General features: G+C 42.8%; 30 protein-coding genes. All 30 read left to right on the top strand.

Annotated features, from left to right (window positions below; translation table 11 throughout):
* Positions 1-62 precede the first annotated feature (62 nt).
* The 30 genes from rpoC (at position 63) to ykgO (ending at position 20137) form a co-directional block, all read left to right on the top strand.
* Positions 63-4358 (top strand): DNA-directed RNA polymerase subunit beta', encoded by a 4296-nt coding sequence (gene rpoC, locus HUX74_RS07625; RefSeq protein WP_117601002.1) that lies wholly within the window; start codon positions 63-65, stop codon positions 4356-4358.
* Between the two features lie 271 nt (positions 4359-4629).
* A complete protein-coding gene (locus HUX74_RS07620) occupies positions 4630-4941 on the top strand; it encodes a DUF3467 domain-containing protein (protein WP_117601003.1) in 312 nt (103 codons plus the stop codon).
* 117 nt (positions 4942-5058) lie between these two features.
* Entirely contained in the window at positions 5059-5460 is a 402-nt protein-coding gene (rpsL, locus tag HUX74_RS07615) for a 30S ribosomal protein S12 (RefSeq protein ID WP_005825712.1), read from the top strand.
* A 156-nt stretch (positions 5461-5616) separates the two neighbouring features.
* Entirely contained in the window at positions 5617-6093 is a 477-nt protein-coding gene (rpsG, locus tag HUX74_RS07610) for a 30S ribosomal protein S7 (protein WP_005825710.1), read from the top strand.
* A gap of 57 nt (positions 6094-6150) precedes the next feature.
* The gene (gene fusA / locus HUX74_RS07605; protein ID WP_117601004.1) at positions 6151-8268 is read left to right on the top strand and encodes an elongation factor G; all 2118 of its coding nucleotides are present in this window, start codon (positions 6151-6153) and stop codon (positions 8266-8268) included.
* 85 nt (positions 8269-8353) lie between these two features.
* Entirely contained in the window at positions 8354-8659 is a 306-nt protein-coding gene (gene rpsJ / locus HUX74_RS07600; RefSeq protein WP_004291244.1) for a 30S ribosomal protein S10, read from the top strand.
* A gap of 19 nt (positions 8660-8678) precedes the next feature.
* Positions 8679-9296 (top strand): 50S ribosomal protein L3, encoded by a 618-nt coding sequence (gene rplC, locus HUX74_RS07595; RefSeq protein WP_117601005.1) that lies wholly within the window; start codon positions 8679-8681, stop codon positions 9294-9296.
* A complete protein-coding gene (gene rplD / locus HUX74_RS07590) occupies positions 9296-9922 on the top strand; it encodes a 50S ribosomal protein L4 (RefSeq protein ID WP_005825707.1) in 627 nt (208 codons plus the stop codon). Before rplC ends, rplD begins: the two co-directional genes overlap by 1 nt.
* Positions 9923-9938: 16 nt before the next feature.
* Positions 9939-10232 carry a 50S ribosomal protein L23 gene (gene rplW / locus HUX74_RS07585; protein WP_005825706.1) on the top strand — a complete coding sequence of 98 codons (294 nt, stop codon included), beginning with the start codon at positions 9939-9941 and terminating at the stop codon, positions 10230-10232.
* Positions 10233-10237: 5 nt separating this feature from the next.
* The gene (gene rplB, locus HUX74_RS07580) at positions 10238-11062 is read left to right on the top strand and encodes a 50S ribosomal protein L2 (RefSeq protein ID WP_117601006.1); all 825 of its coding nucleotides are present in this window, start codon (positions 10238-10240) and stop codon (positions 11060-11062) included.
* A gap of 20 nt (positions 11063-11082) precedes the next feature.
* Positions 11083-11352: a 30S ribosomal protein S19 gene (gene rpsS, locus HUX74_RS07575; RefSeq protein ID WP_002558070.1), complete on the top strand. Its 270-nt coding sequence runs from the start codon at positions 11083-11085 to the stop codon at positions 11350-11352.
* A 36-nt stretch (positions 11353-11388) separates the two neighbouring features.
* Positions 11389-11799, top strand: a complete 411-nt coding sequence (gene rplV, locus HUX74_RS07570; protein ID WP_004291236.1) for a 50S ribosomal protein L22 — start codon at positions 11389-11391, stop codon at positions 11797-11799.
* A gap of 5 nt (positions 11800-11804) precedes the next feature.
* Complete coding sequence (gene rpsC / locus HUX74_RS07565; protein ID WP_004291235.1) at positions 11805-12536, top strand: 30S ribosomal protein S3; 732 nt, start codon at positions 11805-11807, stop codon at positions 12534-12536.
* 21 nt (positions 12537-12557) lie between these two features.
* Positions 12558-12992, top strand: a complete 435-nt coding sequence (rplP, locus tag HUX74_RS07560; RefSeq protein ID WP_004291234.1) for a 50S ribosomal protein L16 — start codon at positions 12558-12560, stop codon at positions 12990-12992.
* A gap of 5 nt (positions 12993-12997) precedes the next feature.
* The gene (gene rpmC, locus HUX74_RS07555; RefSeq protein ID WP_117601007.1) at positions 12998-13195 is read left to right on the top strand and encodes a 50S ribosomal protein L29; all 198 of its coding nucleotides are present in this window, start codon (positions 12998-13000) and stop codon (positions 13193-13195) included.
* The gene (gene rpsQ, locus HUX74_RS07550; protein WP_005825701.1) at positions 13192-13461 is read left to right on the top strand and encodes a 30S ribosomal protein S17; all 270 of its coding nucleotides are present in this window, start codon (positions 13192-13194) and stop codon (positions 13459-13461) included. Before rpmC ends, rpsQ begins: the two co-directional genes overlap by 4 nt.
* A 2-nt stretch (positions 13462-13463) precedes the next feature.
* Positions 13464-13829 (top strand): 50S ribosomal protein L14, encoded by a 366-nt coding sequence (gene rplN, locus HUX74_RS07545; protein ID WP_005825700.1) that lies wholly within the window; start codon positions 13464-13466, stop codon positions 13827-13829.
* Positions 13830-13849: 20 nt separating this feature from the next.
* Positions 13850-14170 carry a 50S ribosomal protein L24 gene (gene rplX / locus HUX74_RS07540; protein ID WP_117601008.1) on the top strand — a complete coding sequence of 107 codons (321 nt, stop codon included), beginning with the start codon at positions 13850-13852 and terminating at the stop codon, positions 14168-14170.
* Entirely contained in the window at positions 14170-14727 is a 558-nt protein-coding gene (rplE, locus tag HUX74_RS07535) for a 50S ribosomal protein L5 (protein WP_117601009.1), read from the top strand. The genes rplX and rplE overlap by 1 nt, the downstream gene beginning before the upstream one ends.
* Positions 14728-14731: 4 nt before the next feature.
* Positions 14732-15031: a 30S ribosomal protein S14 gene (gene rpsN, locus HUX74_RS07530; RefSeq protein WP_005825697.1), complete on the top strand. Its 300-nt coding sequence runs from the start codon at positions 14732-14734 to the stop codon at positions 15029-15031.
* 55 nt (positions 15032-15086) lie between these two features.
* A complete protein-coding gene (gene rpsH / locus HUX74_RS07525; protein ID WP_004291226.1) occupies positions 15087-15482 on the top strand; it encodes a 30S ribosomal protein S8 in 396 nt (131 codons plus the stop codon).
* 15 nt (positions 15483-15497) lie between these two features.
* Positions 15498-16067, top strand: coding sequence for a 50S ribosomal protein L6 (gene rplF, locus HUX74_RS07520; protein WP_005825696.1), 570 nt, complete (start codon positions 15498-15500; stop codon positions 16065-16067).
* 20 nt (positions 16068-16087) lie between these two features.
* Positions 16088-16432: a 50S ribosomal protein L18 gene (rplR, locus tag HUX74_RS07515; RefSeq protein ID WP_005656518.1), complete on the top strand. Its 345-nt coding sequence runs from the start codon at positions 16088-16090 to the stop codon at positions 16430-16432.
* Between the two features lie 5 nt (positions 16433-16437).
* Positions 16438-16956, top strand: coding sequence for a 30S ribosomal protein S5 (rpsE, locus tag HUX74_RS07510; RefSeq protein WP_005825693.1), 519 nt, complete (start codon positions 16438-16440; stop codon positions 16954-16956).
* A gap of 11 nt (positions 16957-16967) precedes the next feature.
* Positions 16968-17144, top strand: a complete 177-nt coding sequence (gene rpmD / locus HUX74_RS07505; RefSeq protein WP_004291222.1) for a 50S ribosomal protein L30 — start codon at positions 16968-16970, stop codon at positions 17142-17144.
* Between the two features lie 30 nt (positions 17145-17174).
* The gene (gene rplO / locus HUX74_RS07500) at positions 17175-17621 is read left to right on the top strand and encodes a 50S ribosomal protein L15 (protein WP_005825692.1); all 447 of its coding nucleotides are present in this window, start codon (positions 17175-17177) and stop codon (positions 17619-17621) included.
* Positions 17622-17625: 4 nt separating this feature from the next.
* The gene (gene secY, locus HUX74_RS07495) at positions 17626-18969 is read left to right on the top strand and encodes a preprotein translocase subunit SecY (RefSeq protein WP_005825690.1); all 1344 of its coding nucleotides are present in this window, start codon (positions 17626-17628) and stop codon (positions 18967-18969) included.
* Between the two features lie 13 nt (positions 18970-18982).
* The gene (gene map / locus HUX74_RS07490; protein WP_174646446.1) at positions 18983-19783 is read left to right on the top strand and encodes a type I methionyl aminopeptidase; all 801 of its coding nucleotides are present in this window, start codon (positions 18983-18985) and stop codon (positions 19781-19783) included.
* A 9-nt stretch (positions 19784-19792) separates the two neighbouring features.
* Positions 19793-20011, top strand: coding sequence for a translation initiation factor IF-1 (infA, locus tag HUX74_RS07485; RefSeq protein WP_002558052.1), 219 nt, complete (start codon positions 19793-19795; stop codon positions 20009-20011).
* 9 nt (positions 20012-20020) lie between these two features.
* Positions 20021-20137 (top strand): type B 50S ribosomal protein L36, encoded by a 117-nt coding sequence (gene ykgO, locus HUX74_RS07480; protein ID WP_002558051.1) that lies wholly within the window; start codon positions 20021-20023, stop codon positions 20135-20137.
* Positions 20138-20156 lie beyond the last annotated feature (19 nt).

The raw sequence follows: 20156 nt of genomic DNA, 5'->3' as shown, positions 1-20156 counted from the left end.
ATTATCGGTTTTCAGTTTTTCAATTTCAATTTTCCATTGTCAATTATCAATTAAATAAATTTATGGCTTTTAGAAAAGATAACAAGATAAAGAGTAATTTCTCGAAAATCTCTATCGGTTTGGCTTCTCCTGAGGAAATCCTTGAGAATTCGAGTGGTGAAGTATTAAAGCCTGAAACCATCAACTATCGTACGTATAAGCCCGAACGCGACGGATTGTTCTGCGAGCGCATCTTTGGTCCTATCAAGGATTACGAGTGCCATTGCGGTAAGTACAAGCGTATCCGTTACAAAGGCATCGTCTGCGACCGTTGTGGTGTGGAAGTGACTGAAAAGAAAGTGCGCCGTGAGCGTATGGGACATATCCAGCTCGTTGTGCCCGTGGCTCACATTTGGTATTTCCGTTCACTTCCCAACAAAATCGGTTACTTGTTGGGCCTGCCCACCAAGAAACTGGATGCCATTATCTATTACGAGCGTTATGTTGTCATTCAGCCAGGTGTACTGTCCGACGAAGTGGCACAGTACGACTTGCTGGAAGAAGGAGAATACCTGGACTTACTGGAAAAGTTGCCGAAAGACAACCAATTCCTCGAAGATTCAGACCCCAATAAGTTCATTGCCAAGATGGGCGCGGAAGCTATCTACGATTTGCTGTCACACCTCGATCTTGACTCTTTGTCTTACGAACTGCGTAATCGTGCCGGAAGCGATGCTTCACAACAACGCAAGACCGAAGCCCTGAAACGTCTTCAGGTAGTTGAGTCGTTCCGTGCATCACGTGGACGCAACAAGCCTGAGTGGATGATTGTACGCATTGTGCCGGTTATTCCACCCGAACTTCGTCCGTTGGTTCCGTTGGATGGAGGGCGTTTCGCAACTTCTGACTTGAACGATCTTTACCGTCGTGTCATCATCCGTAACAATCGTCTGAAGAGATTGATTGAAATCAAGGCTCCTGAGGTGATTTTACGTAATGAAAAACGTATGTTGCAGGAAGCTGTCGACTCTCTGTTCGACAACTCTCGTAAATCGAGTGCTGTGAAGACTGACGCTAACCGTCCGTTGAAGTCACTTTCTGACAGTTTGAAGGGCAAGCAAGGACGTTTCCGTCAGAATTTGTTGGGTAAGCGTGTCGACTATTCCGCACGTTCTGTAATCGTTGTAGGTCCAGAGTTGAAAATGGGTGAATGCGGTATTCCAAAACTGATGGCAGCTGAGCTTTATAAGCCGTTCATCATCCGTAAGCTCATTGAGCGCGGTATCGTGAAGACAGTAAAGAGTGCCAAGAAGATTGTAGATCGCAAGGAACCTGTTATCTGGGATATTCTGGAACACGTGATGAAGGGTCATCCGGTGCTGTTGAACCGTGCTCCGACACTTCACCGTCTCGGTATTCAGGCATTCCAGCCCAAGATGATCGAAGGTAAGGCAATCCAGCTGCACCCGTTGGCATGTACGGCGTTTAATGCCGACTTCGACGGTGACCAGATGGCCGTTCACTTGCCGCTGAGCAACGAAGCGATTCTGGAAGCACAAATGCTGATGCTCCAGTCACACAATATATTGAACCCTGCTAACGGTGCTCCTATCACTGTGCCCGCCCAAGATATGGTACTCGGTTTGTACTACATCACTAAGTTGCGCAAAGGTGCCAAAGGTGAGGGGTTGACATTCTACGGTCCAGAAGAAGCACTGATTGCCTATAATGAAGGTAAGTGCGACATTCACGCTCCGGTAAGCGTCATAGTGAAAGACGTTGATGAGAATGGCAACATTGTGGACAAGATGATGCACGATACCTCCGTGGGCCGTGTCATTGTCAACGAAATTGTTCCGGCAGAAGCAGGATATATCAATACGATTATCTCCAAGAAGTCACTCCGCGATATCATCAGTCACGTAATCAAGGTGTGTGGTGTTGCCAAGGCAGCCGACTTCCTCGACGGGATCAAGAACCTCGGTTACTACATGGCCTTCAAGGGTGGTCTGTCGTTCAACTTGGGGGATATCATCATCCCGGAAGAGAAGGAAGCATTAGTACAGAAAGGTTATGATGAAGTAGAGCAGGTAATCAATAACTATAACATGGGTTTCATCACCAACAACGAGCGTTACAATCAGGTAATCGATATCTGGACACACGTGAACTCAGAGTTGTCCAACATCTTGATGAAAACCATTTCAAGCGACGACCAGGGTTTCAACTCTGTATACATGATGCTGGATTCCGGTGCCCGTGGTTCTAAGGAACAGATCCGTCAGCTCTCCGGTATGCGTGGTTTGATGGCAAAGCCCCAGAAAGCAGGTGCCGAAGGCGGTCAGATTATTGAAAATCCGATTCTTTCTAACTTTAAGGAAGGTCTGTCCGTGTTGGAATACTTTATCTCTACTCACGGTGCCCGTAAGGGTCTTGCCGATACCGCTTTGAAGACGGCTGACGCCGGATACCTGACCCGTCGTCTGGTTGACGTATCGCACGATGTGATTATTAATGAAGAAGACTGCGGCACGCTCCGCGGATTGGTTTGTACAGCATTGAAAAACAATGACGAAACCATCGCCACTCTGTATGAACGCATCCTCGGTCGTGTATCCGTACATGATATTGTTCATCCTACAACTGGCGAACTGATTGTGGCTGGCGGTGAGGAAATTACCGAAGACATTGCGCAGAAGATTGAAGATTCCCCGATTGAGAGTGTTGAAATCCGTTCCGTATTGACCTGCGAATCCAAGAAGGGTGTTTGTGCCAAGTGTTACGGACGTAATCTGGCTTCCAGCCGCATGGTTCAGAAAGGTGAGGCAGTCGGCGTAATTGCTGCACAGTCTATCGGTGAGCCGGGTACACAGTTGACACTGCGTACATTCCATGCCGGTGGTACGGCAGCCAATATCGCTGCCAACGCAAGTATCGTGGCTAAGAACCCTGCCCGTTTGGAATTCGAAGAACTCCGTACGGTAGACGTTATTGACGAAGCAGGCGAACCTGCAAAGGTAGTGGTAGGCCGTCTGGCTGAAGTGCGTTTCGTGGATGTCAACACGGGTATTGTTCTTTCTACCCACAACGTACCTTACGGTTCTACGCTCTATGCTGCTGACGGTGAAATGGTAGAGAAGGGCAAGATGATTGCCCGTTGGGATCCGTTCAACGCAGTTATCATTACCGAAGCTACCGGTAAGATTGAATTTGAAGGCGTTATTGAAAACGTGACTTATAAGGTAGAGTCTGATGAATCTACCGGTTTGCGCGAAATCATCATCATTGAGTCTAAGGATAAGACGAAGGTGCCTACCGCACACATCATGACAGAAGACGGCGAACTGATCCGTACATACAACTTGCCGGTAGGTGGCCACGTGGTGGTTGAGGACGGTCAAAAGGTAAAGGCCGGTGAAGTTATCGTGAAGATTCCGCGTGCCGTAGGTAAAGCGGGTGATATCACGGGTGGTCTTCCCCGTGTCACTGAGCTGTTTGAGGCACGTAACCCGTCTAATCCTGCTGTGGTTTCAGAAATCGACGGTGAGGTTACCATGGGTAAAGTGAAACGTGGTAACCGCGAAATCATCGTTACTTCCAAGACCGGCGAAGTGAAGAAGTACCTCGTACCGTTGTCCAAGCAGATTTTGGTTCAGGAGAACGACTATGTACGTGCCGGTACTCCGTTATCAGACGGTGCTATCACACCTGCGGACATCCTGGCCATCAAAGGTCCTACAGCCGTGCAGGAATATATCGTGAACGAGGTTCAGGACGTTTACCGTCTGCAGGGTGTGAAGATTAACGATAAGCACTTTGAAATCATCGTACGTCAGATGATGCGCAAGGTGGAAATTGACGAGCCGGGTGATACCCGCTTCCTGGAACAGCAAGTTGTTGACAAGATGGAATTCATGGAAGAGAACGACCGTATCTGGGGAAAGAAGGTGGTAGTGGATGCTGGAGATTCCCAGAGTTTGCAGGCTGGTCAGATCGTGACGGCCCGCAAGCTGCGTGACGAGAACTCCATGTTGAAACGCCGCGACTTGAAACCCGTGGAAGTGCGCGACGCTGTACCTGCGACTTCTACTCAGATTCTTCAAGGTATCACCCGTGCTGCATTGCAGACTTCAAGCTTCATGTCGGCTGCTTCCTTCCAAGAAACGACGAAGGTGCTGAACGAGGCTGCCATCAACGGAAAGGTGGACCGTCTGGAAGGTATGAAGGAGAACGTAATCTGCGGTCACCTGATTCCTGCCGGTACCGGACAGCGCGAGTTCGAGAAGATTATTGTTGGCTCCAAAGAAGAGTACGACCGTATGCTTGCTAACAAGAAGACGGTACTTGATTATGCTGTAGACGAGAAAGTAGAGGGATAACCTTACAACGTCAATATAATTCTATTAAATAGAGAGAGGGAATATCCTATAAGAAGGAGTATTCCCTCTCTGTTTTATCTTTGCCTCTTCCTTCTGTATTGCAACGCTTCTGCATGTTTGTTATAGTGCTACTGCAAAACGATTGTAGTGGCTTGCTTCTTTTTCTGGACGGATTATTATGTGTCTTTTGGGGACTTAAATGTATATCGTCCGAAAAAAAAGAGTACTTTTGGTCTATCTTTTAAGAACATTTTAAAAATAATTGTGCAACATGGAAAATCAAGAAAACAACAACGGTCAACTTCAGATAGAATTGAAGGAAGAAGTGGCGCAAGGTACATATGCCAATTTGGCTATTATAACTCATTCCAGTTCGGAATTTATTCTCGACTTTATTCGCGTGATGCCTGGAATGCCAAAGGCTGGTGTGCAATCGCGCATAGTTTTGGCACCCGAACATGCCAAGCGTTTGCTGCGTGCACTCGAAGAGAATATTGGGAAATACGAACGCTCTTTCGGACCGATTCACATGCCGGACGAACAAACATTTCCGCCTCTTCCCAACATCAAGGGTGAAGCGTAAAATTAAAAAAAAACTTGTAGTGCATTGATTATTCAAAACTTATTAGTATCTTTGCAGCCCAAAAGTGTATAGTTCTGAATTAATATAAACAATAATATATAACTAAAAACAATTAAAATGCCTACAATTCAGCAATTAGTAAGAAAAGGACGCGAAGTGCTGGTGGAGAAATCAAAGTCTCCAGCCTTGGACTCTTGTCCTCAAAGACGTGGCGTTTGCGTGAGAGTGTATACAACCACTCCGAAAAAACCGAATTCAGCTATGCGTAAAGTAGCTCGTGTACGTTTGACCAATGGTAAAGAGGTGAACTCTTATATTCCGGGAGAAGGTCACAATTTGCAAGAACACTCTATTGTATTGGTACGTGGTGGTCGTGTAAAAGACCTTCCGGGTGTGCGTTATCATATCGTACGTGGTACTTTGGATACAGCAGGTGTTGCAGGTCGTACACAAAGACGTTCCAAATACGGCGCAAAACGTCCGAAACCGGGTCAAGCAGCTCCTGCTAAGAAGAAATAATCTGGTGGCCTGATACCCAAAAACAGAAAAATTAAAAGTAATAACTTACGTTTTAGTTTGTTGGAAATGCTAAAGGTTGAGTAAATTCTCCGGAGGGAGAGTTGAAGAAGACAGAAGTGAACAACCAAGAACGAAAAACATTATTCTTTCAGACAAATGAGAAAAGCAAAACCGAAAAAACGCGTTATCCTTCCGGATCCCGTGTTCAATGATGTAAAAGTTTCCAAGTTCGTGAATCATTTGATGTACGATGGAAAGAAGAATACTTCTTATGAAATCTTCTATGCTGCGTTGGAAACAGTGAAGAATAAAATGCAGAACGAAGAGAAATCCGCTCTTGAAATTTGGAAAAAAGCTCTGGATAATGTGACTCCTCAGGTGGAAGTGAAGTCTCGCCGTGTGGGTGGTGCTACTTTCCAGGTTCCTACAGAAATCCGTGCTGACCGTAAGGAGTCAATTTCAATGAAGAACTTGATTATCTTTGCACGTAAGCGTGGTGGCAAGTCAATGGCTGACAAGTTAGCCGCTGAAATCATGGATGCTTTCAACGAACAGGGTGGTGCTTACAAACGTAAAGAAGACATGCACAGAATGGCAGAAGCTAACCGTGCGTTTGCTCATTTCAGATTCTAATACTATAAGAGACTAACCAATTAGAAGATTAAAAACTTAAAGTAAGGGAATTAGAAAATGGCAAAGCATGATTTACATTTGACACGTAATATCGGTATCATGGCCCACATCGATGCCGGAAAGACAACGACCTCTGAACGTATTTTGTTTTACACGGGTTTAACCCACAAAATCGGTGAGGTGCACGATGGTGCCGCTACAATGGACTGGATGGAGCAAGAACAGGAACGTGGTATTACTATCACTTCTGCTGCTACTACCACTCGTTGGAAATATGCCGGTGATACTTATAAAATTAACTTGATTGACACTCCGGGACACGTTGACTTTACCGCTGAGGTAGAGCGTTCTTTGCGTATTCTTGATGGCGCTGTTGCTGCTTACTGTGCAGTAGGTGGTGTTGAACCGCAATCTGAGACAGTTTGGCGCCAAGCTGACAAATATAACGTACCGCGTATCGCTTACGTTAATAAGATGGACCGTTCGGGCGCTGACTTTTTTGAAGTAGTTCGCCAAATGAAGGATGTTTTGGGTGCTAATCCGTGTCCTATCGTCGTTCCTATCGGTGCTGAGGAATCTTTCAAAGGCCTGGTAGACCTTATCAAAATGAAAGCTATCTATTGGCATGATGAAACAATGGGCGCTGACTATACAGTAGAGGAAATCCCTGCAAATCTGGTAGACGAAGCTAACGAATGGAGAGATAAGATGCTCGAAAAAGTGGCTGAGTTTGATGATGCTTTGATGGAGAAATATTTCGATGATCCTTCTACCATTACAGAAGAAGAGGTTTTGAGAGCTCTCCGTAACGCAACAGTGCAAATGGCTGTCGTTCCGATGCTTTGCGGTTCTTCATTCAAGAACAAAGGTGTACAGACATTGCTTGATTACGTTTGTGCATTCTTGCCTTCTCCGCTGGATACAGAGAATGTTGTCGGTACAAATCCCGAAACTGGTGCTGAAGAAGATCGTAAACCGAGCGAAGACGAAAAGACTTCTGCTTTGGCATTTAAGATTGCAACTGACCCGTATGTAGGTCGTTTGACTTTCTTCCGCGTTTATTCCGGTAAGATAGAGGCTGGTTCTTATATCTATAACTCTCGTTCTGGTAAGAAAGAACGCGTATCCCGTTTGTTCCAGATGCACTCAAACAAGCAGAATCCGGTAGAAGTTATCGGTGCTGGTGATATTGGTGCTGGCGTAGGTTTCAAGGATATACATACTGGTGATACATTGTGTGACGAAACTGCACCGATTGTATTGGAATCTATGGACTTCCCGGAACCGGTAATTGGTATCGCTGTTGAGCCTAAGACTCAGAAAGATATGGATAAGCTGTCAAATGGTTTGGCTAAGTTGGCTGAAGAAGACCCGACGTTCACAGTTAAGACTGACGAACAGACTGGTCAGACAGTTATCTCTGGTATGGGTGAGCTCCACTTGGATATTATTATCGACCGTCTGAAACGTGAGTTCAAGGTTGAATGTAACCAAGGTAAGCCTCAGGTTAACTACAAGGAGGCTATCACTAAGACAGTTAATTTGCGTGAAGTTTACAAGAAGCAGTCTGGTGGTCGTGGTAAATTCGCTGATATTATCGTGAATATCGGCCCGGTTGATGAAGACTTCAAGGAAGGTGGATTGCAATTCGTTGACGAAGTGAAGGGTGGTAACATCCCTAAGGAATTTATTCCGTCTGTACAGAAGGGCTTCACTACTGCTATGAAGAACGGTGTGTTGGCTGGTTATCCGCTGGATTCACTGAAAGTAACTTTGATTGACGGTTCTTTCCACCCGGTTGACTCTGACCAGTTGTCTTTCGAAATCTGTGCTATCCAGGCATATAAGAACGCTTGTGCTAAGGCGGGTCCGGTATTGATGGAGCCTATCATGAAGCTGGAAGTTGTTACTCCGGAAGAAAACATGGGTGATGTTATCGGTGACTTGAACAAGCGTCGTGGCCAGGTGGAAGGTATGGAATCTAGCCGTTCCGGTGCACGTATCGTGAAGGCAATGGTTCCGCTGGCAGAAATGTTTGGTTACGTAACAGCATTGCGTACTATCACTTCTGGTCGTGCAACCTCTTCAATGGTATATTCTCACCATGCCCAGGTTTCCAACTCTATTGCCAAGGCAGTATTGGAGGAAGTGAAAGGCCGTGCTGACTTAATCTAAAAAACTTGAAGTCCCGTAGGCTAGCGAATGACTCTTAGCCTGCGGAACTTCATCTTATATAACTATTTAATAACTAAAAACAGTAATGAGTCAAAAAATTAGAATCAAACTGAAATCTTACGACCACAACTTGGTTGACAAGTCAGCTGAGAAAATTGTAAGAACGGTGAAGACAACGGGCGCTATCGTTAGCGGTCCGATTCCTCTTCCTACGCACAAACGTATCTTTACCGTGAACCGTTCGACTTTCGTTAACAAGAAGTCGCGTGAACAATTCGAACTCTCTTCTTACAAGAGACTGATTGACATCTATAGCTCAACAGCTAAGACAGTAGACGCTCTGATGAAGTTGGAGTTGCCGAGTGGTGTGGAAGTAGAAATTAAAGTGTAAGTATTAAAAATTAAGTGAAATGCCAGGATTATTAGGAAAAAAAATCGGAATGACATCCGTTTTCAGTGCCGAGGGTAAGAATGTACCATGCACTGTTATCGAAGCAGGTCCTTGTGTTGTTACTCAAGTGAAAACTGTAGAAAAGGACGGTTATGAAGCTGTTCAGCTGGGCTTCCAAGATAAGAAGGAGAAGCACACTACAAAGCCTTTGATGGGGCACTTTAAAAAAGCTGGAGTAACTCCCAAGAAACACTTGGCTGAGTTCAAAGAATTTGAAACAGAGTTGAATCTGGGTGACACTGTTACTGTAGAACTGTTCAATGACACAACTTTTGTTGACGTTGTAGGTACCTCTAAGGGTAAGGGGTTTCAGGGCGTGGTAAAGCGCCACGGTTTCGGTGGTGTAGGCCAGACTACTCACGGTCAGCACAACCGCGCTCGTAAGCCGGGTTCTATTGGTGCTTGTTCTTACCCCGCAAAAGTATTCAAGGGAATGCGCATGGGTGGACAGCTTGGTGGCGACAGAGTAACTGTTCAAAACCTGCAGGTATTAAAGGTAATCGCGGAGCATAATCTTCTTTTGATTAAGGGGTCTGTTCCTGGTTGCAAAGGTTCAATCGTAATAATTGAGAAATAATGGAAGTTAACGTATATAACATTAAAGGTGAAGACACTGGGAGAAAGATTACGTTAAACGAGTCTATCTTCGGAATTGAGCCCAACGACCACGCTATCTACTTGGATGTTAAACAGTTTATGGCTAACCAGCGTCAGGGTACACACAAGTCAAAGGAAAGAAGCGAAATCAGTGGTTCTACTCGTAAAATCGGTCGCCAGAAAGGTGGCGGTGGTGCACGTCGTGGTGACATGAACTCACCGGTACTTGTTGGTGGTGGACGCGTATTCGGTCCGAAACCGAGAGATTACTACTTCAAATTAAACAAGAAAGTAAAGGCTCTGGCTCGTAAGTCAGCTTTGTCATACAAGGCTCAGAACAACGCGGTTGTAGTGGTAGAAGACTTCTCTTTTGAAGCTCCGAAGACTAAAGATTTCGTTGCAATGACAAAAAATCTTAAAGTTTCTGACAAAAAGCTGCTTGTGATTTTACCAGAAGCAAATAAAAACGTATATTTGTCGGCTCGTAATGTAAAGGGTGCTAATGTGCAGACTATCTCAGGGTTAAATACTTATAGAGTATTGGACGCTGGGGTTGTTGTGTTTGCTGAAAGTGCACTTTCTGCTATCGACAATATCTTAATGTAAAAAGGAGGCTTAAATAATGGGAATTATTATTAAACCGTTAGTGACAGAGAAGATGACTGCAATTACTGATAAAACGAACAATCGTTTCGGCTTTATCGTGCGTCCTGAAGCTAATAAACTGGAAATTAAGAAGGAAGTTGAAGCCCTTTACAACGTTACAGTAGTTGATGTGAATACGATGAAGTATGCCGGCAAAAATAAGAGCCGCTATACTCGTGCCGGTATCATCAACGGACGTACGAATGCGTTCAAGAAAGCTATCGTTACGTTGAAAGAAGGAGATACTATTGATTTTTATAGCAATATTTAATAAAAATGGCAGTACGTAAATTTAAGCCCACAACACCGGGGCAAAGACATAAAATTATTGGTACTTACGAAGAGATTACTGCACGGGTACCAGAAAAGTCTCTTGTATTTGGTAAGAAATCTTCAGGTGGTCGTAACAATGAAGGTAAGATGACTATGCGCTACATCGGTGGCGGTAGTAAGAAGATTATTCGTATCGTAGATTTCAAGAGAAATAAAGACGGTGTGCCTGCAGTGGTTAAAACAATTGAATATGATCCGAATCGTTCGGCTCGTATTGCTTTGTTGTTTTATGCAGATGGAGAAAAAAGATATATTATTGCTCCCAACGGATTGCAAGTTGGTATGACTTTGATGTCAGGTGAGGCTGCTGCTCCGGAAATCGGAAACGCACTTCCACTTCAGAATATTCCGGTCGGTACTGTAATTCACAACATCGAATTACGTCCGGGACAAGGCGCTGCCTTGGTTCGCTCGGCCGGTAACTTCGCTCAGTTGACTTCCAGAGAAGGTAAGTACTGCGTTATCAAGTTGCCTTCAGGGGAGGTTCGTCAGATCCTCAGTACTTGTAAGGCTACTATCGGTAGTGTAGGTAACTCAGATCATGGATTGGAAAGTTCGGGTAAAGCTGGACGTTCTCGCTGGTTAGGACGTCGTCCGCGTAACCGTGGTGTTGTTATGAACCCGGTTGATCACCCGATGGGTGGTGGTGAAGGACGTGCTTCAGGAGGACACCCGAGATCTCGTAAGGGATTGTATGCTAAGGGTCTTAAGACAAGAGCTCCGAAGAAACAATCGTCTAAGTATATTATTGAGAGAAGAAAGAAGTAATCTGATTAATTGAGTAAATTATGAGTCGTTCATTAAAAAAAGGTCCGTATATTAACGTTAAGCTTGAGAAGAAAGTGCTTGCCATGAATGAATCGGGCAAGAAAGTGGTAGTTAAGACCTGGGCCAGAGCTTCAATGATTTCGCCTGATTTCGTAGGCCATACTGTTGCAGTTCACAACGGAAATAAATTTATTCCTGTTTATGTTACCGAAAATATGGTAGGACACAAGTTGGGAGAATTTGCTCCAACTCGTACTTTCAGAGGACACGCTGGTAACAAGAAAAAATAAAACAGGATTTATCTGAAATAATAAAGTAATAATATAATGGGAGCAAGAAAAAAAATATCGGCTGAAAAAAGAAAAGAAGCCCTTAAGACCATGTATTTTGCGAAATTGCAAAATGTTCCTACTTCCCCCCGTAAAATGCGTCTCGTGGCTGACATGATTCGTGGGATGGAGGTGAACAGAGCACTCGGCGTTTTGAAGTTCTCTTCAAAAGAGGCTGCCGCAAGAGTGGAAAAGTTGCTGCGCTCTGCAATTGCTAACTGGGAGCAGAAAAACGAACGTAAAGCTGAAAGTGGCGAGCTGTTCGTAACCAAGATTTTTGTTGATGGTGGTGCCACACTCAAAAGAATGAGACCGGCTCCGCAGGGTAGAGGTTACAGAATTCGTAAACGTTCAAACCACGTAACGTTGTTCGTTGGTTCTAAAAGTAATAACGAAGATCAAAATTAAGGTAAATGGGACAAAAAGTTAATCCAATAAGCAACCGTTTAGGAATTATCAGAGGATGGGATTCCAATTGGTATGGTGGAAAGAATTACGGCGACTCTCTGCTGGAAGATAGCAAGATTCGTAAATATTTGAACGCTCGTCTGGCAAAGGCTAGTGTGTCAAGAATTGTAATTGAACGTACACTGAAACTCGTGACTATTACCGTTTGTACTGCACGTCCGGGTATCATTATCGGTAAAGGTGGCCAAGAAGTTGACAAGTTGAAGGAGGAGTTGAAGAAGGTTACGGATAAGGATATTCAGATTAATATCTTCGAAGTTAAAAGACCTGAGTTGGATGCTGTTATCGTGGCTAACAACATTGCCCGTCAGGTTGAAGGCAAAATTGCCTACCGTCGTGCCATTAAGATGGCCATTGCCAATACAATGCGTATGGGTGCGGAAGGTATCAAGATTCAGATTTCAGGACGTTTGAATGGTGCAGAAATGGCTCGTTCTGAAATGTATAAGGAAGGAAGAACTCCGTTGCACACTTTCAGAGCAGATATCGACTATTGTCATGCAGAAGCATTGACTAAGGTTGGTCTTCTCGGTATTAAAGTTTGGATTTGTAGAGGTGAAGTTTATGGTAAGAAGGAGTTGGCTCCGAACTTTACGCAAAGCAAGGAAAGTGGTCGTGGAAGCAATAGCGGAAACAATGGCGGAAAGAACTTCAAAAGAAAGAAAAATAATCGCTAACGAATTTGATTTTTAGGAATTATGTTACAACCGAAAAAAACAAAATTCAGAAGACAACAAAAAGGCCGTCAAAAGGGTAATGCCCAAAGAGGAAACCAGTTGGCTTTCGGATCTTTTGGTATTAAGGCCTTGGAAACGAAATGGATTACAGGCCGTCAGATTGAAGCTGCGCGTATTGCAGTGACAAGATATATGCAACGTCAAGGACAGATTTGGATTCGTATTTTCCCCGACAAGCCTATTACCAGAAAGCCAGCTGATGTGCGTATGGGTAAAGGTAAGGGTGCACCGGAGGGATTCGTTGCCCCAGTTACACCGGGTAGAATTATTATCGAAGCCGAAGGAGTATCTTATGAAATCGCTAAAGAGGCTTTGCGCTTAGCTGCACAGAAGCTTCCTATCACAACCAAGTTTGTGGTTAGACGTGATTATGATATTCAAAATCAAAATGCGTAAGGAGTATGAAAATAGCAGAAATTAAAGAGATGCCTACCAACGACTTGGTAGAAAGAGTTGAAGCAGAAGTAGCTAATTACAACCAAATGATTTTAAATCATTCTATTTCTCCTTTGGATAATCCTGCTCAGATCAAACAATTACGCAGGACTATTGCGCGTATGAAGACTGAATTACGCCAAAGAGAACTTAACAATAAATGATGAGCTTGATGGAAGCAAGAAATTTAAGAAAAGAAAGAACTGGGGTTGTGCTGAGCAACAAGATGGATAAGACCATTACAGTAGCAGCTAAGTTTAAGGAGAAACACCCCATATATGGTAAGTTCGTTAGCAAGACGAAGAAGTACCATGCTCATGATGAAAAGAATGAGTGCAATATCGGCGATACTGTACACATCATGGAAACTCGTCCTTTGAGCAAGACTAAGAGATGGAGATTGGTAGAAATAATTGAAAGAGCTAAGTAATTATGATACAAGTAGAATCCAGACTTACAGTATGTGATAATAGTGGGGCAAAAGAGGCTCTCTGTATCCGTGTTTTGGGTGGTACAGGTCGTCGCTATGCTTCAGTAGGGGACGTGATTGTCGTTTCTGTTAAGAGCGTTATCCCTTCAAGTGATATTAAAAAAGGTGCAGTGTCTAAAGCTTTGATCGTACGTACTAAGAAAGAAATCCGTCGTGCTGATGGCTCTTACATACGTTTTGATGATAATGCTTGCGTGTTGTTGAACAATGCAGGTGAAATTAGAGGTAGTCGTATTTTCGGTCCGGTAGCTCGTGAACTTCGTGCTACTAACATGAAAGTTGTGTCACTCGCTCCTGAAGTACTTTAATATTGTAAAAGATTTGAGTAATGAGTAAATTACATATTAAAAAAGGCGATACAGTTTATGTAAACTCCGGTGAAGACAAGGGTAAGACTGGTCGTGTATTGAAGGTTCTTGTTGATAAAAACCGCGCAATCGTTGAAGGTATCAACATGGTGTCTAAGAGCACAAAACCGAATGCTAAAAACCCACAAGGTGGCATTGTGAAGCAGGAAGCTTCTGTCCACTTGTCAAACTTGAACCCCGTTGATCCAAAGACTGGTAAAGCAACGCGTGTTGGTAGAAAAGTAAGTGCTGAAGGCACTTTAGTGCGTTATTCTAAAAAATCAGGAGAGGAGATTAAGTAATGAGTAATACTGCTAGCCTTAAGAAAGAATATGCAGACCGTATTGCGCCTGCATTGAAATCACAGTTCCAGTATTCTTCTTCTATGCAGATACCCGTACTTAAGAAGATTGTTATCAATCAAGGTTTGGGTATGGCTGTTGCTGACAAGAAGATTATTGAAGTGGCAATTAATGAAATGACTGCTATCACTGGTCAGAAAGCCGTGGCAACCATTTCTCGTAAGGATATTGCAAACTTTAAGTTGCGTAAGAAAATGCCGATTGGTGTTATGGTAACTCTGCGTCGTGAGAGAATGTACGAATTCCTTGAAAAGTTGGTTCGTGTAGCTCTGCCTCGTATTCGCGACTTCAAGGGTATTGAAAGTAAGTTCGATGGTAAGGGTAACTATACCCTTGGTATTCAGGAACAAATCATTTTCCCTGAAATTAATATCGATAGTATTACTAGAATTCTCGGAATGAATATTACCTTTGTAACCTCTGCGCAAACAGATGAAGAAGGGTATGCCTTGTTGAAGGAATTCGGTTTACCGTTTAAAAACGCTAAAAAAGATTGATAATATGGCAAAGGAATCAATGAAGGCACGTGAAGTAAAGCGTGCTAAATTAGTAGCCAGATATGCCGAGAAGAGAGCTGCGTTGAAGCAAATCGTTAGAACTGGTGATCCTGCTGAAGCTTTTGAAGCTGCACAGAAATTGCAGGACCTGCCTAAGAATTCTAATCCGATTCGTATGCACAACCGTTGCAAGCTGACTGGTCGTCCTAAAGGATATATCCGTCAGTTTGGTATCTCCAGAATCCAGTTCCGTGAGATGGCTTCTAACGGTCTTATTCCCGGTGTAAAGAAAGCAAGCTGGTAATTTTGTTTTTTAAATATTGTCAGGGTAGGCCTGATTAATTTAATTTATTTTTTATATGACTGATCCAATAGCAGATTATTTGACGAGGTTGCGGAACGCTATTCAAGCGAAGCACAGAGTTGTGGAAGTTCCGGCTTCAAATTTGAAAAAAGAAATCACTAAGATTCTTTTTGAAAAGGGCTACATTCTTAATTATAAGTTTGTAGAAGATGGTCCTCAAGGTACAATTAAAGTTGCCTTGAAGTATGATCCGGTAAACAAGGTTAACGCTATCAAGAAGCTGGAGAGAATCTCTTCTCCGGGTTTGCGTCAATATACCGGTTATAAAGACATGCCGCGTGTTATTAATGGTTTGGGTATTGCTATAATATCTACTTCCAAGGGTGTAATGACCAACAAAGAAGCCGCTGAACTAAAGATTGGTGGTGAAGTTTTGTGTTATGTATATTAATAGGAGGAATTAGCAATGTCAAGAATAGGAAAATTACCCATTAGTATTCCCGCTGGAGTAACAGTTACTCTGAAAGATGACGTGGTTACCGTTAAGGGACCCAAAGGCGAAATGAGCCAATATGTAAATCCTGCTATCAATGTTACCATCGAAGACGGTCATGTTGTTTTGGCTGAGAATGAAAATGCAATGCTGGATAATCCTAAGCAAAAGCATGCATTCCATGGATTATACCGTTCATTGGTACACAACATGGTTGTTGGTGTATCAGAAGGATATAAGAAAGAATTGGAACTTGTCGGTGTAGGTTACCGTGCCTCTAACCAGGGAAATATCATTGAACTGGCTTTAGGTTATACTCACAGTATCTTTATACAGTTGCCTCCTGAAGTTAAAGTTGAGACTAAGTCTGAAAGAAACAAGAATCCTTTGATTATATTGGAATCTTGCGACAAGCAGTTACTTGGTCAAGTTTGCTCTAAAATACGTTCTTTCCGTAAGCCTGAACCGTATAAGGGTAAGGGTATTAAGTTTGTTGGCGAAGAAATTCGTAGAAAGTCTGGTAAATCAGCTGGTGCTAAATAATCATTTAAATTGATATTATTATGACAACAAAAATAGAAAGACGAATTAAGATCAAATATAGAGTACGCAACAAAATTTCAGGTACTACTGAATGCCCGCGTATGAGTGTATTTAGAAGTAACAAGCAAATCTATGTTCAGATTATCGACGACTTGTCCGGTAAGACATTGGCTGCCGCTTCTTCTTTGGGTATGACTGAAAAAATGCCTAAGAAGGAACAAGCTGCTAAAGTAGGTGAACTGATTGCGAAAAAAGCTCAGGAAGCAGGTATTACTACTGTTGTTTTCGACCGTAATGGTTACTTGTATCATGGGAGAGTAAAAGAGGTGGCTGATGCTGCCCGTAACGGTGGACTTAAATTTTAATCATTATGGCAGGACTTAATAATAGAGTTAAGATTACAAACGATATAGAGCTGAAAGACAGATTGGTTGCTATTAATCGTGTAACCAAAGTAACCAAAGGTGGTAGAACTTTTAGTTTCTCTGCTATTGTGGTAGTAGGAAATGAAGAAGGCATCATCGGTTGGGGCCTTGGTAAAGCTGGTGAAGTAACCGCTGCTATTGCCAAAGGTGTTGAATCTGCAAAGAAAAACCTGACAAGAGTGCCTGTACTGAAAGGTACAGTTCCTCACGAACAGTCTGCAAAGTTCGGTGGCGCTGAAGTATTTATTAAACCGGCTTCTCACGGTACCGGTGTTGTTGCTGGCGGTGCAATGCGTGCCGTATTGGAAAGTGTTGGTGTAACAGACGTTTTGGCTAAGTCAAAAGGTTCTTCCAACCCGCACAATTTGGTAAAGGCTACTATCTTGGCATTGAGTGAAATGCGCGATGCTCGTATGGTTGCCCAGAACAGAGGAGTTAGTATGGAAAAAGTATTTAGAGGATAAGGAGGAAGAATATGTCGACTATAAAGATTAAACAAGTTAAAAGTAGAATTGGTGCTCCTGCTGATCAGAAGAGAACTCTCGATGCACTAGGGCTTCATAAGTTGAATCGTGTGGTTGAACACGAATGTACTCCTTCAATTCTTGGAATGGTGGATAAGGTTAAACACTTGGTTACCATTGTTAAGTAATTATTTGTTGAATATAAAACGAATTACAATATGAACTTAAGTAATTTAAAACCTGCAGAGGGATCTACTAAAACAAGAAAGAGAATTGGACGTGGTCCGGGTTCTGGCTTGGGAGGTACTTCTACTAGAGGTCATAAAGGAGCTAAATCAAGATCTGGATACTCTAAGAAAATCGGTTTTGAAGGTGGTCAGATGCCTCTTCAACGTCGTGTTCCTAAGTTTGGCTTTAAAAATATCAATCGTGTAGAGTATAAGGCTATCAACTTGGATACAATTCAGAAATTGGCTGAAGCAAAGAACTTGCAGACTGTAGGTATCAGTGACTTCATTGCTGCTGGTTTCATTTCTGCAAGCCAGTTGGTAAAAGTATTAGGTAACGGAACTTTGACTGCTAAGTTGGATGTACAGGCACATGCATTTTCTAAGACTGCTGTTGCTGCCATCGAAGCTGCTGGTGGACAAGTAGTAAAACTCTAATTCAATGAGAAAAGCTATTGAAACATTAAAGAATATATGGAAAATTGAGGATCTGAGACAACGGATCCTCATTACCATATTGTTTGTGGCAATCTACCGTTTTGGTTCGTATGTCGTTTTGCCGGGGATCAATCCGTCAATGCTGACACAATTGCATCAACAGACAAGCGAAGGTCTTTTAGCCTTGTTAAACATGTTTTCCGGAGGAGCATTTTCCAATGCTTCTATTTTTGCATTGGGTATCATGCCGTACATCTCTGCCTCCATTGTGATTCAGCTGCTGGGTATTGCGGTTCCGTATTTCCAAAAATTGCAGCGCGAAGGTGAGAGTGGTAGAAGAAAAATGAATCAATATACTCGTTATCTGACGATTCTTATTCTTTTGGTTCAGGCTCCTTCTTATTTGCTCAATCTTAAGATGCAGGCTGGTCCTTCTTTAAATGCTTCATTAGATTGGACTCTGTTTATGTTTACTTCTACCATTATTTTAGCGGCTGGAAGTATGTTTATTTTGTGGCTTGGTGAGAGAATTACGGATAAGGGTATCGGTAATGGTATTTCGCTGATTATCATGATTGGTATCATCGCCCGTCTGCCGCAGTCCTTATTCCAGGAATTGATTTCCCGTATGACGGACAAGACTGGTGGTCTGGTAATGTTCCTGATTGAGCTTGTTGTGTTGCTGGTTGTTATTGCATTCGCTATTCTTTTGGTTCAGGGAACTAGAAAGATTCCTGTTCAATATGCGAAGAAGATTGTGGGTAACAAGCAATATGGCGGTGCTAGACAGTATATTCCTTTGAAGGTGAATGCTGCTAACGTGATGCCTATCATTTTTGCTCAGGCTATCATGTTTATTCCTATCACTCTTGTTGGGTTCTCGAATGTGAATGATGCAAGCGGTTTCGTACGTGCATTGACTGATCATACAAGCTTTTGGTATAATTTGATTTTTGCAGTGTTGATTATATTGTTTACGTATTTCTATACTGCAATTACTATTAATCCGACTCAGATGGCTGAAGATATGAAGAGAAACAATGGTTTTATTCCGGGTATCAAGCCAGGAAAGCAAACTGCCGAGTATATTGACGTGATTATGTCACGTATTACTTTGCCTGGTTCTTTCTTCTTGGCCTTGGTTGCCATTATGCCTGCGTTTGCCGGCATATTCGGTGTGAAAGCTGAGTTTGCTCAATTCTTTGGCGGTACATCTTTGTTAATCCTTGTGGGTGTGGTGCTTGATACTCTCCAGCAGGTAGAAAGTCATTTGTTAATGAGACACTATGACGGTTTGCTGAAATCCGGACGTATTAAAGGCCGCAGTGGTAATGTAGCTGCATATTAATCTTTTTTGAAGAATGATATTTCTTAAAACAGAAGATGAAATAGAGCTGCTCCGCAGGAGTAATTTGCTTGTTGGAAAGACGTTGGCTGAGATAGCTAAGGTTATAAGGCCCGGAGTGACAACAAAAGAACTGGATAGGGTAGCGGAAGAGTTCATCAGAGACAATGGTGCTGTTCCAACCTTTAAAGGTTTTCCTAATCAATATGGTGATCCGTTTCCAGCTTCTATTTGCACATCTGTAAATGACCAAGTGGTACATGGTATTCCGGGAGATAATGTGGTATTGAAAGACGGTGATATCGTGTCTGTTGATTGTGGTACTTACATGAATGGCTTTTGTGGCGACTCAGCTTATACGTTTTGTGTAGGTGAAGTTGACGAAGAGGTCCGCAAATTACTGAAGGTTACTAAAGAAGCATTGTACATAGGGATACAGAATGCCGTTCACGGCAAGCGGTTGGGTGATATCGGCTATGCGATACAGCAGCACTGCGAATCTAATTCTTATGGTGTGGTGCGTGAGTTTGTGGGTCACGGAATAGGCAAGGAAATGCATGAAGATCCTCAGGTCCCCAATTACGGAAAACGTGGTTATGGGACAATGCTGAAGAAAGGCTTGTGCATTGCCATTGAACCGATGATAACTTTAGGTAACCGACAAATACTCATGGAGCGTGATGGCTGGACGGTGAGGACAAAAGACCGCAAGTGTGCAGCTCATTTTGAACATACGATAGCAGTCGGTGCTGGTGAAGCTGATATATTGTCATCATTCGAGTTCATTGAAGAAATATTAGGAGATAAAGCAATTTAAGAAATTAATATGGCAAAGCAATCTGCAATAGAACAAGATGGAGTTATAGTTGAAGCATTGTCTAATGCAATGTTTCGTGTTGAATTAGAAAACGGACATGAGATTACTGCACATATTTCCGGTAAGATGCGGATGCATTACATCAAAATCCTGCCAGGGGATAAAGTAAGAGTCGAAATGTCTCCTTACGATTTATCGAAAGGAAGAATTGTATTTAGATATAAATAAAATTAAGATATGAAAGTAAGAGCATCCTTAAAGAAACGTACGCCAGAGTGTAAGATCGTTAGACGTAATGGCCGTTTGTATGTTATTAACAAGAAAAATCCTAAGTATAAACAACGTCAAGGATAATATTATTATTTTTGCAAAA

The organism is Bacteroides sp. Marseille-P8574, assembly GCF_902825465.1.
GTDB classification, from domain to species: Bacteria; Bacteroidota; Bacteroidia; order Bacteroidales; family Bacteroidaceae; genus Bacteroides; species Bacteroides uniformis.
This window is presented reverse-complemented; position numbering and strand designations above follow the sequence as displayed.

Bases quoted from the DNA above. Each gene is read 5' to 3' on its own strand.
- rpoC (WP_117601002.1), top strand. From the start codon at position 63: ATGGCTTTTAGAAAAGATAACAAGATAAAGAGTAATTTCTCGAAAATC.
- HUX74_RS07620 (WP_117601003.1), top strand. From the start codon at position 4,630: ATGGAAAATCAAGAAAACAACAACGGTCAACTTCAGATAGAATTGAAG.
- rpsL (WP_005825712.1), top strand. From the start codon at position 5,059: ATGCCTACAATTCAGCAATTAGTAAGAAAAGGACGCGAAGTGCTGGTG.
- rpsG (WP_005825710.1), top strand. From the start codon at position 5,617: ATGAGAAAAGCAAAACCGAAAAAACGCGTTATCCTTCCGGATCCCGTG.
- fusA (WP_117601004.1), top strand. From the start codon at position 6,151: ATGGCAAAGCATGATTTACATTTGACACGTAATATCGGTATCATGGCC.
- rpsJ (WP_004291244.1), top strand. From the start codon at position 8,354: ATGAGTCAAAAAATTAGAATCAAACTGAAATCTTACGACCACAACTTG.
- rplC (WP_117601005.1), top strand. From the start codon at position 8,679: ATGCCAGGATTATTAGGAAAAAAAATCGGAATGACATCCGTTTTCAGT.
- rplD (WP_005825707.1), top strand. From the start codon at position 9,296: ATGGAAGTTAACGTATATAACATTAAAGGTGAAGACACTGGGAGAAAG.
- rplW (WP_005825706.1), top strand. From the start codon at position 9,939: ATGGGAATTATTATTAAACCGTTAGTGACAGAGAAGATGACTGCAATT.
- rplB (WP_117601006.1), top strand. From the start codon at position 10,238: ATGGCAGTACGTAAATTTAAGCCCACAACACCGGGGCAAAGACATAAA.
- rpsS (WP_002558070.1), top strand. From the start codon at position 11,083: ATGAGTCGTTCATTAAAAAAAGGTCCGTATATTAACGTTAAGCTTGAG.
- rplV (WP_004291236.1), top strand. From the start codon at position 11,389: ATGGGAGCAAGAAAAAAAATATCGGCTGAAAAAAGAAAAGAAGCCCTT.
- rpsC (WP_004291235.1), top strand. From the start codon at position 11,805: ATGGGACAAAAAGTTAATCCAATAAGCAACCGTTTAGGAATTATCAGA.
- rplP (WP_004291234.1), top strand. From the start codon at position 12,558: ATGTTACAACCGAAAAAAACAAAATTCAGAAGACAACAAAAAGGCCGT.
- rpmC (WP_117601007.1), top strand. From the start codon at position 12,998: ATGAAAATAGCAGAAATTAAAGAGATGCCTACCAACGACTTGGTAGAA.
- rpsQ (WP_005825701.1), top strand. From the start codon at position 13,192: ATGATGAGCTTGATGGAAGCAAGAAATTTAAGAAAAGAAAGAACTGGG.
- rplN (WP_005825700.1), top strand. From the start codon at position 13,464: ATGATACAAGTAGAATCCAGACTTACAGTATGTGATAATAGTGGGGCA.
- rplX (WP_117601008.1), top strand. From the start codon at position 13,850: ATGAGTAAATTACATATTAAAAAAGGCGATACAGTTTATGTAAACTCC.
- rplE (WP_117601009.1), top strand. From the start codon at position 14,170: ATGAGTAATACTGCTAGCCTTAAGAAAGAATATGCAGACCGTATTGCG.
- rpsN (WP_005825697.1), top strand. From the start codon at position 14,732: ATGGCAAAGGAATCAATGAAGGCACGTGAAGTAAAGCGTGCTAAATTA.
- rpsH (WP_004291226.1), top strand. From the start codon at position 15,087: ATGACTGATCCAATAGCAGATTATTTGACGAGGTTGCGGAACGCTATT.
- rplF (WP_005825696.1), top strand. From the start codon at position 15,498: ATGTCAAGAATAGGAAAATTACCCATTAGTATTCCCGCTGGAGTAACA.
- rplR (WP_005656518.1), top strand. From the start codon at position 16,088: ATGACAACAAAAATAGAAAGACGAATTAAGATCAAATATAGAGTACGC.
- rpsE (WP_005825693.1), top strand. From the start codon at position 16,438: ATGGCAGGACTTAATAATAGAGTTAAGATTACAAACGATATAGAGCTG.
- rpmD (WP_004291222.1), top strand. From the start codon at position 16,968: ATGTCGACTATAAAGATTAAACAAGTTAAAAGTAGAATTGGTGCTCCT.
- rplO (WP_005825692.1), top strand. From the start codon at position 17,175: ATGAACTTAAGTAATTTAAAACCTGCAGAGGGATCTACTAAAACAAGA.
- secY (WP_005825690.1), top strand. From the start codon at position 17,626: ATGAGAAAAGCTATTGAAACATTAAAGAATATATGGAAAATTGAGGAT.
- map (WP_174646446.1), top strand. From the start codon at position 18,983: ATGATATTTCTTAAAACAGAAGATGAAATAGAGCTGCTCCGCAGGAGT.
- infA (WP_002558052.1), top strand. From the start codon at position 19,793: ATGGCAAAGCAATCTGCAATAGAACAAGATGGAGTTATAGTTGAAGCA.
- ykgO (WP_002558051.1), top strand. From the start codon at position 20,021: ATGAAAGTAAGAGCATCCTTAAAGAAACGTACGCCAGAGTGTAAGATC.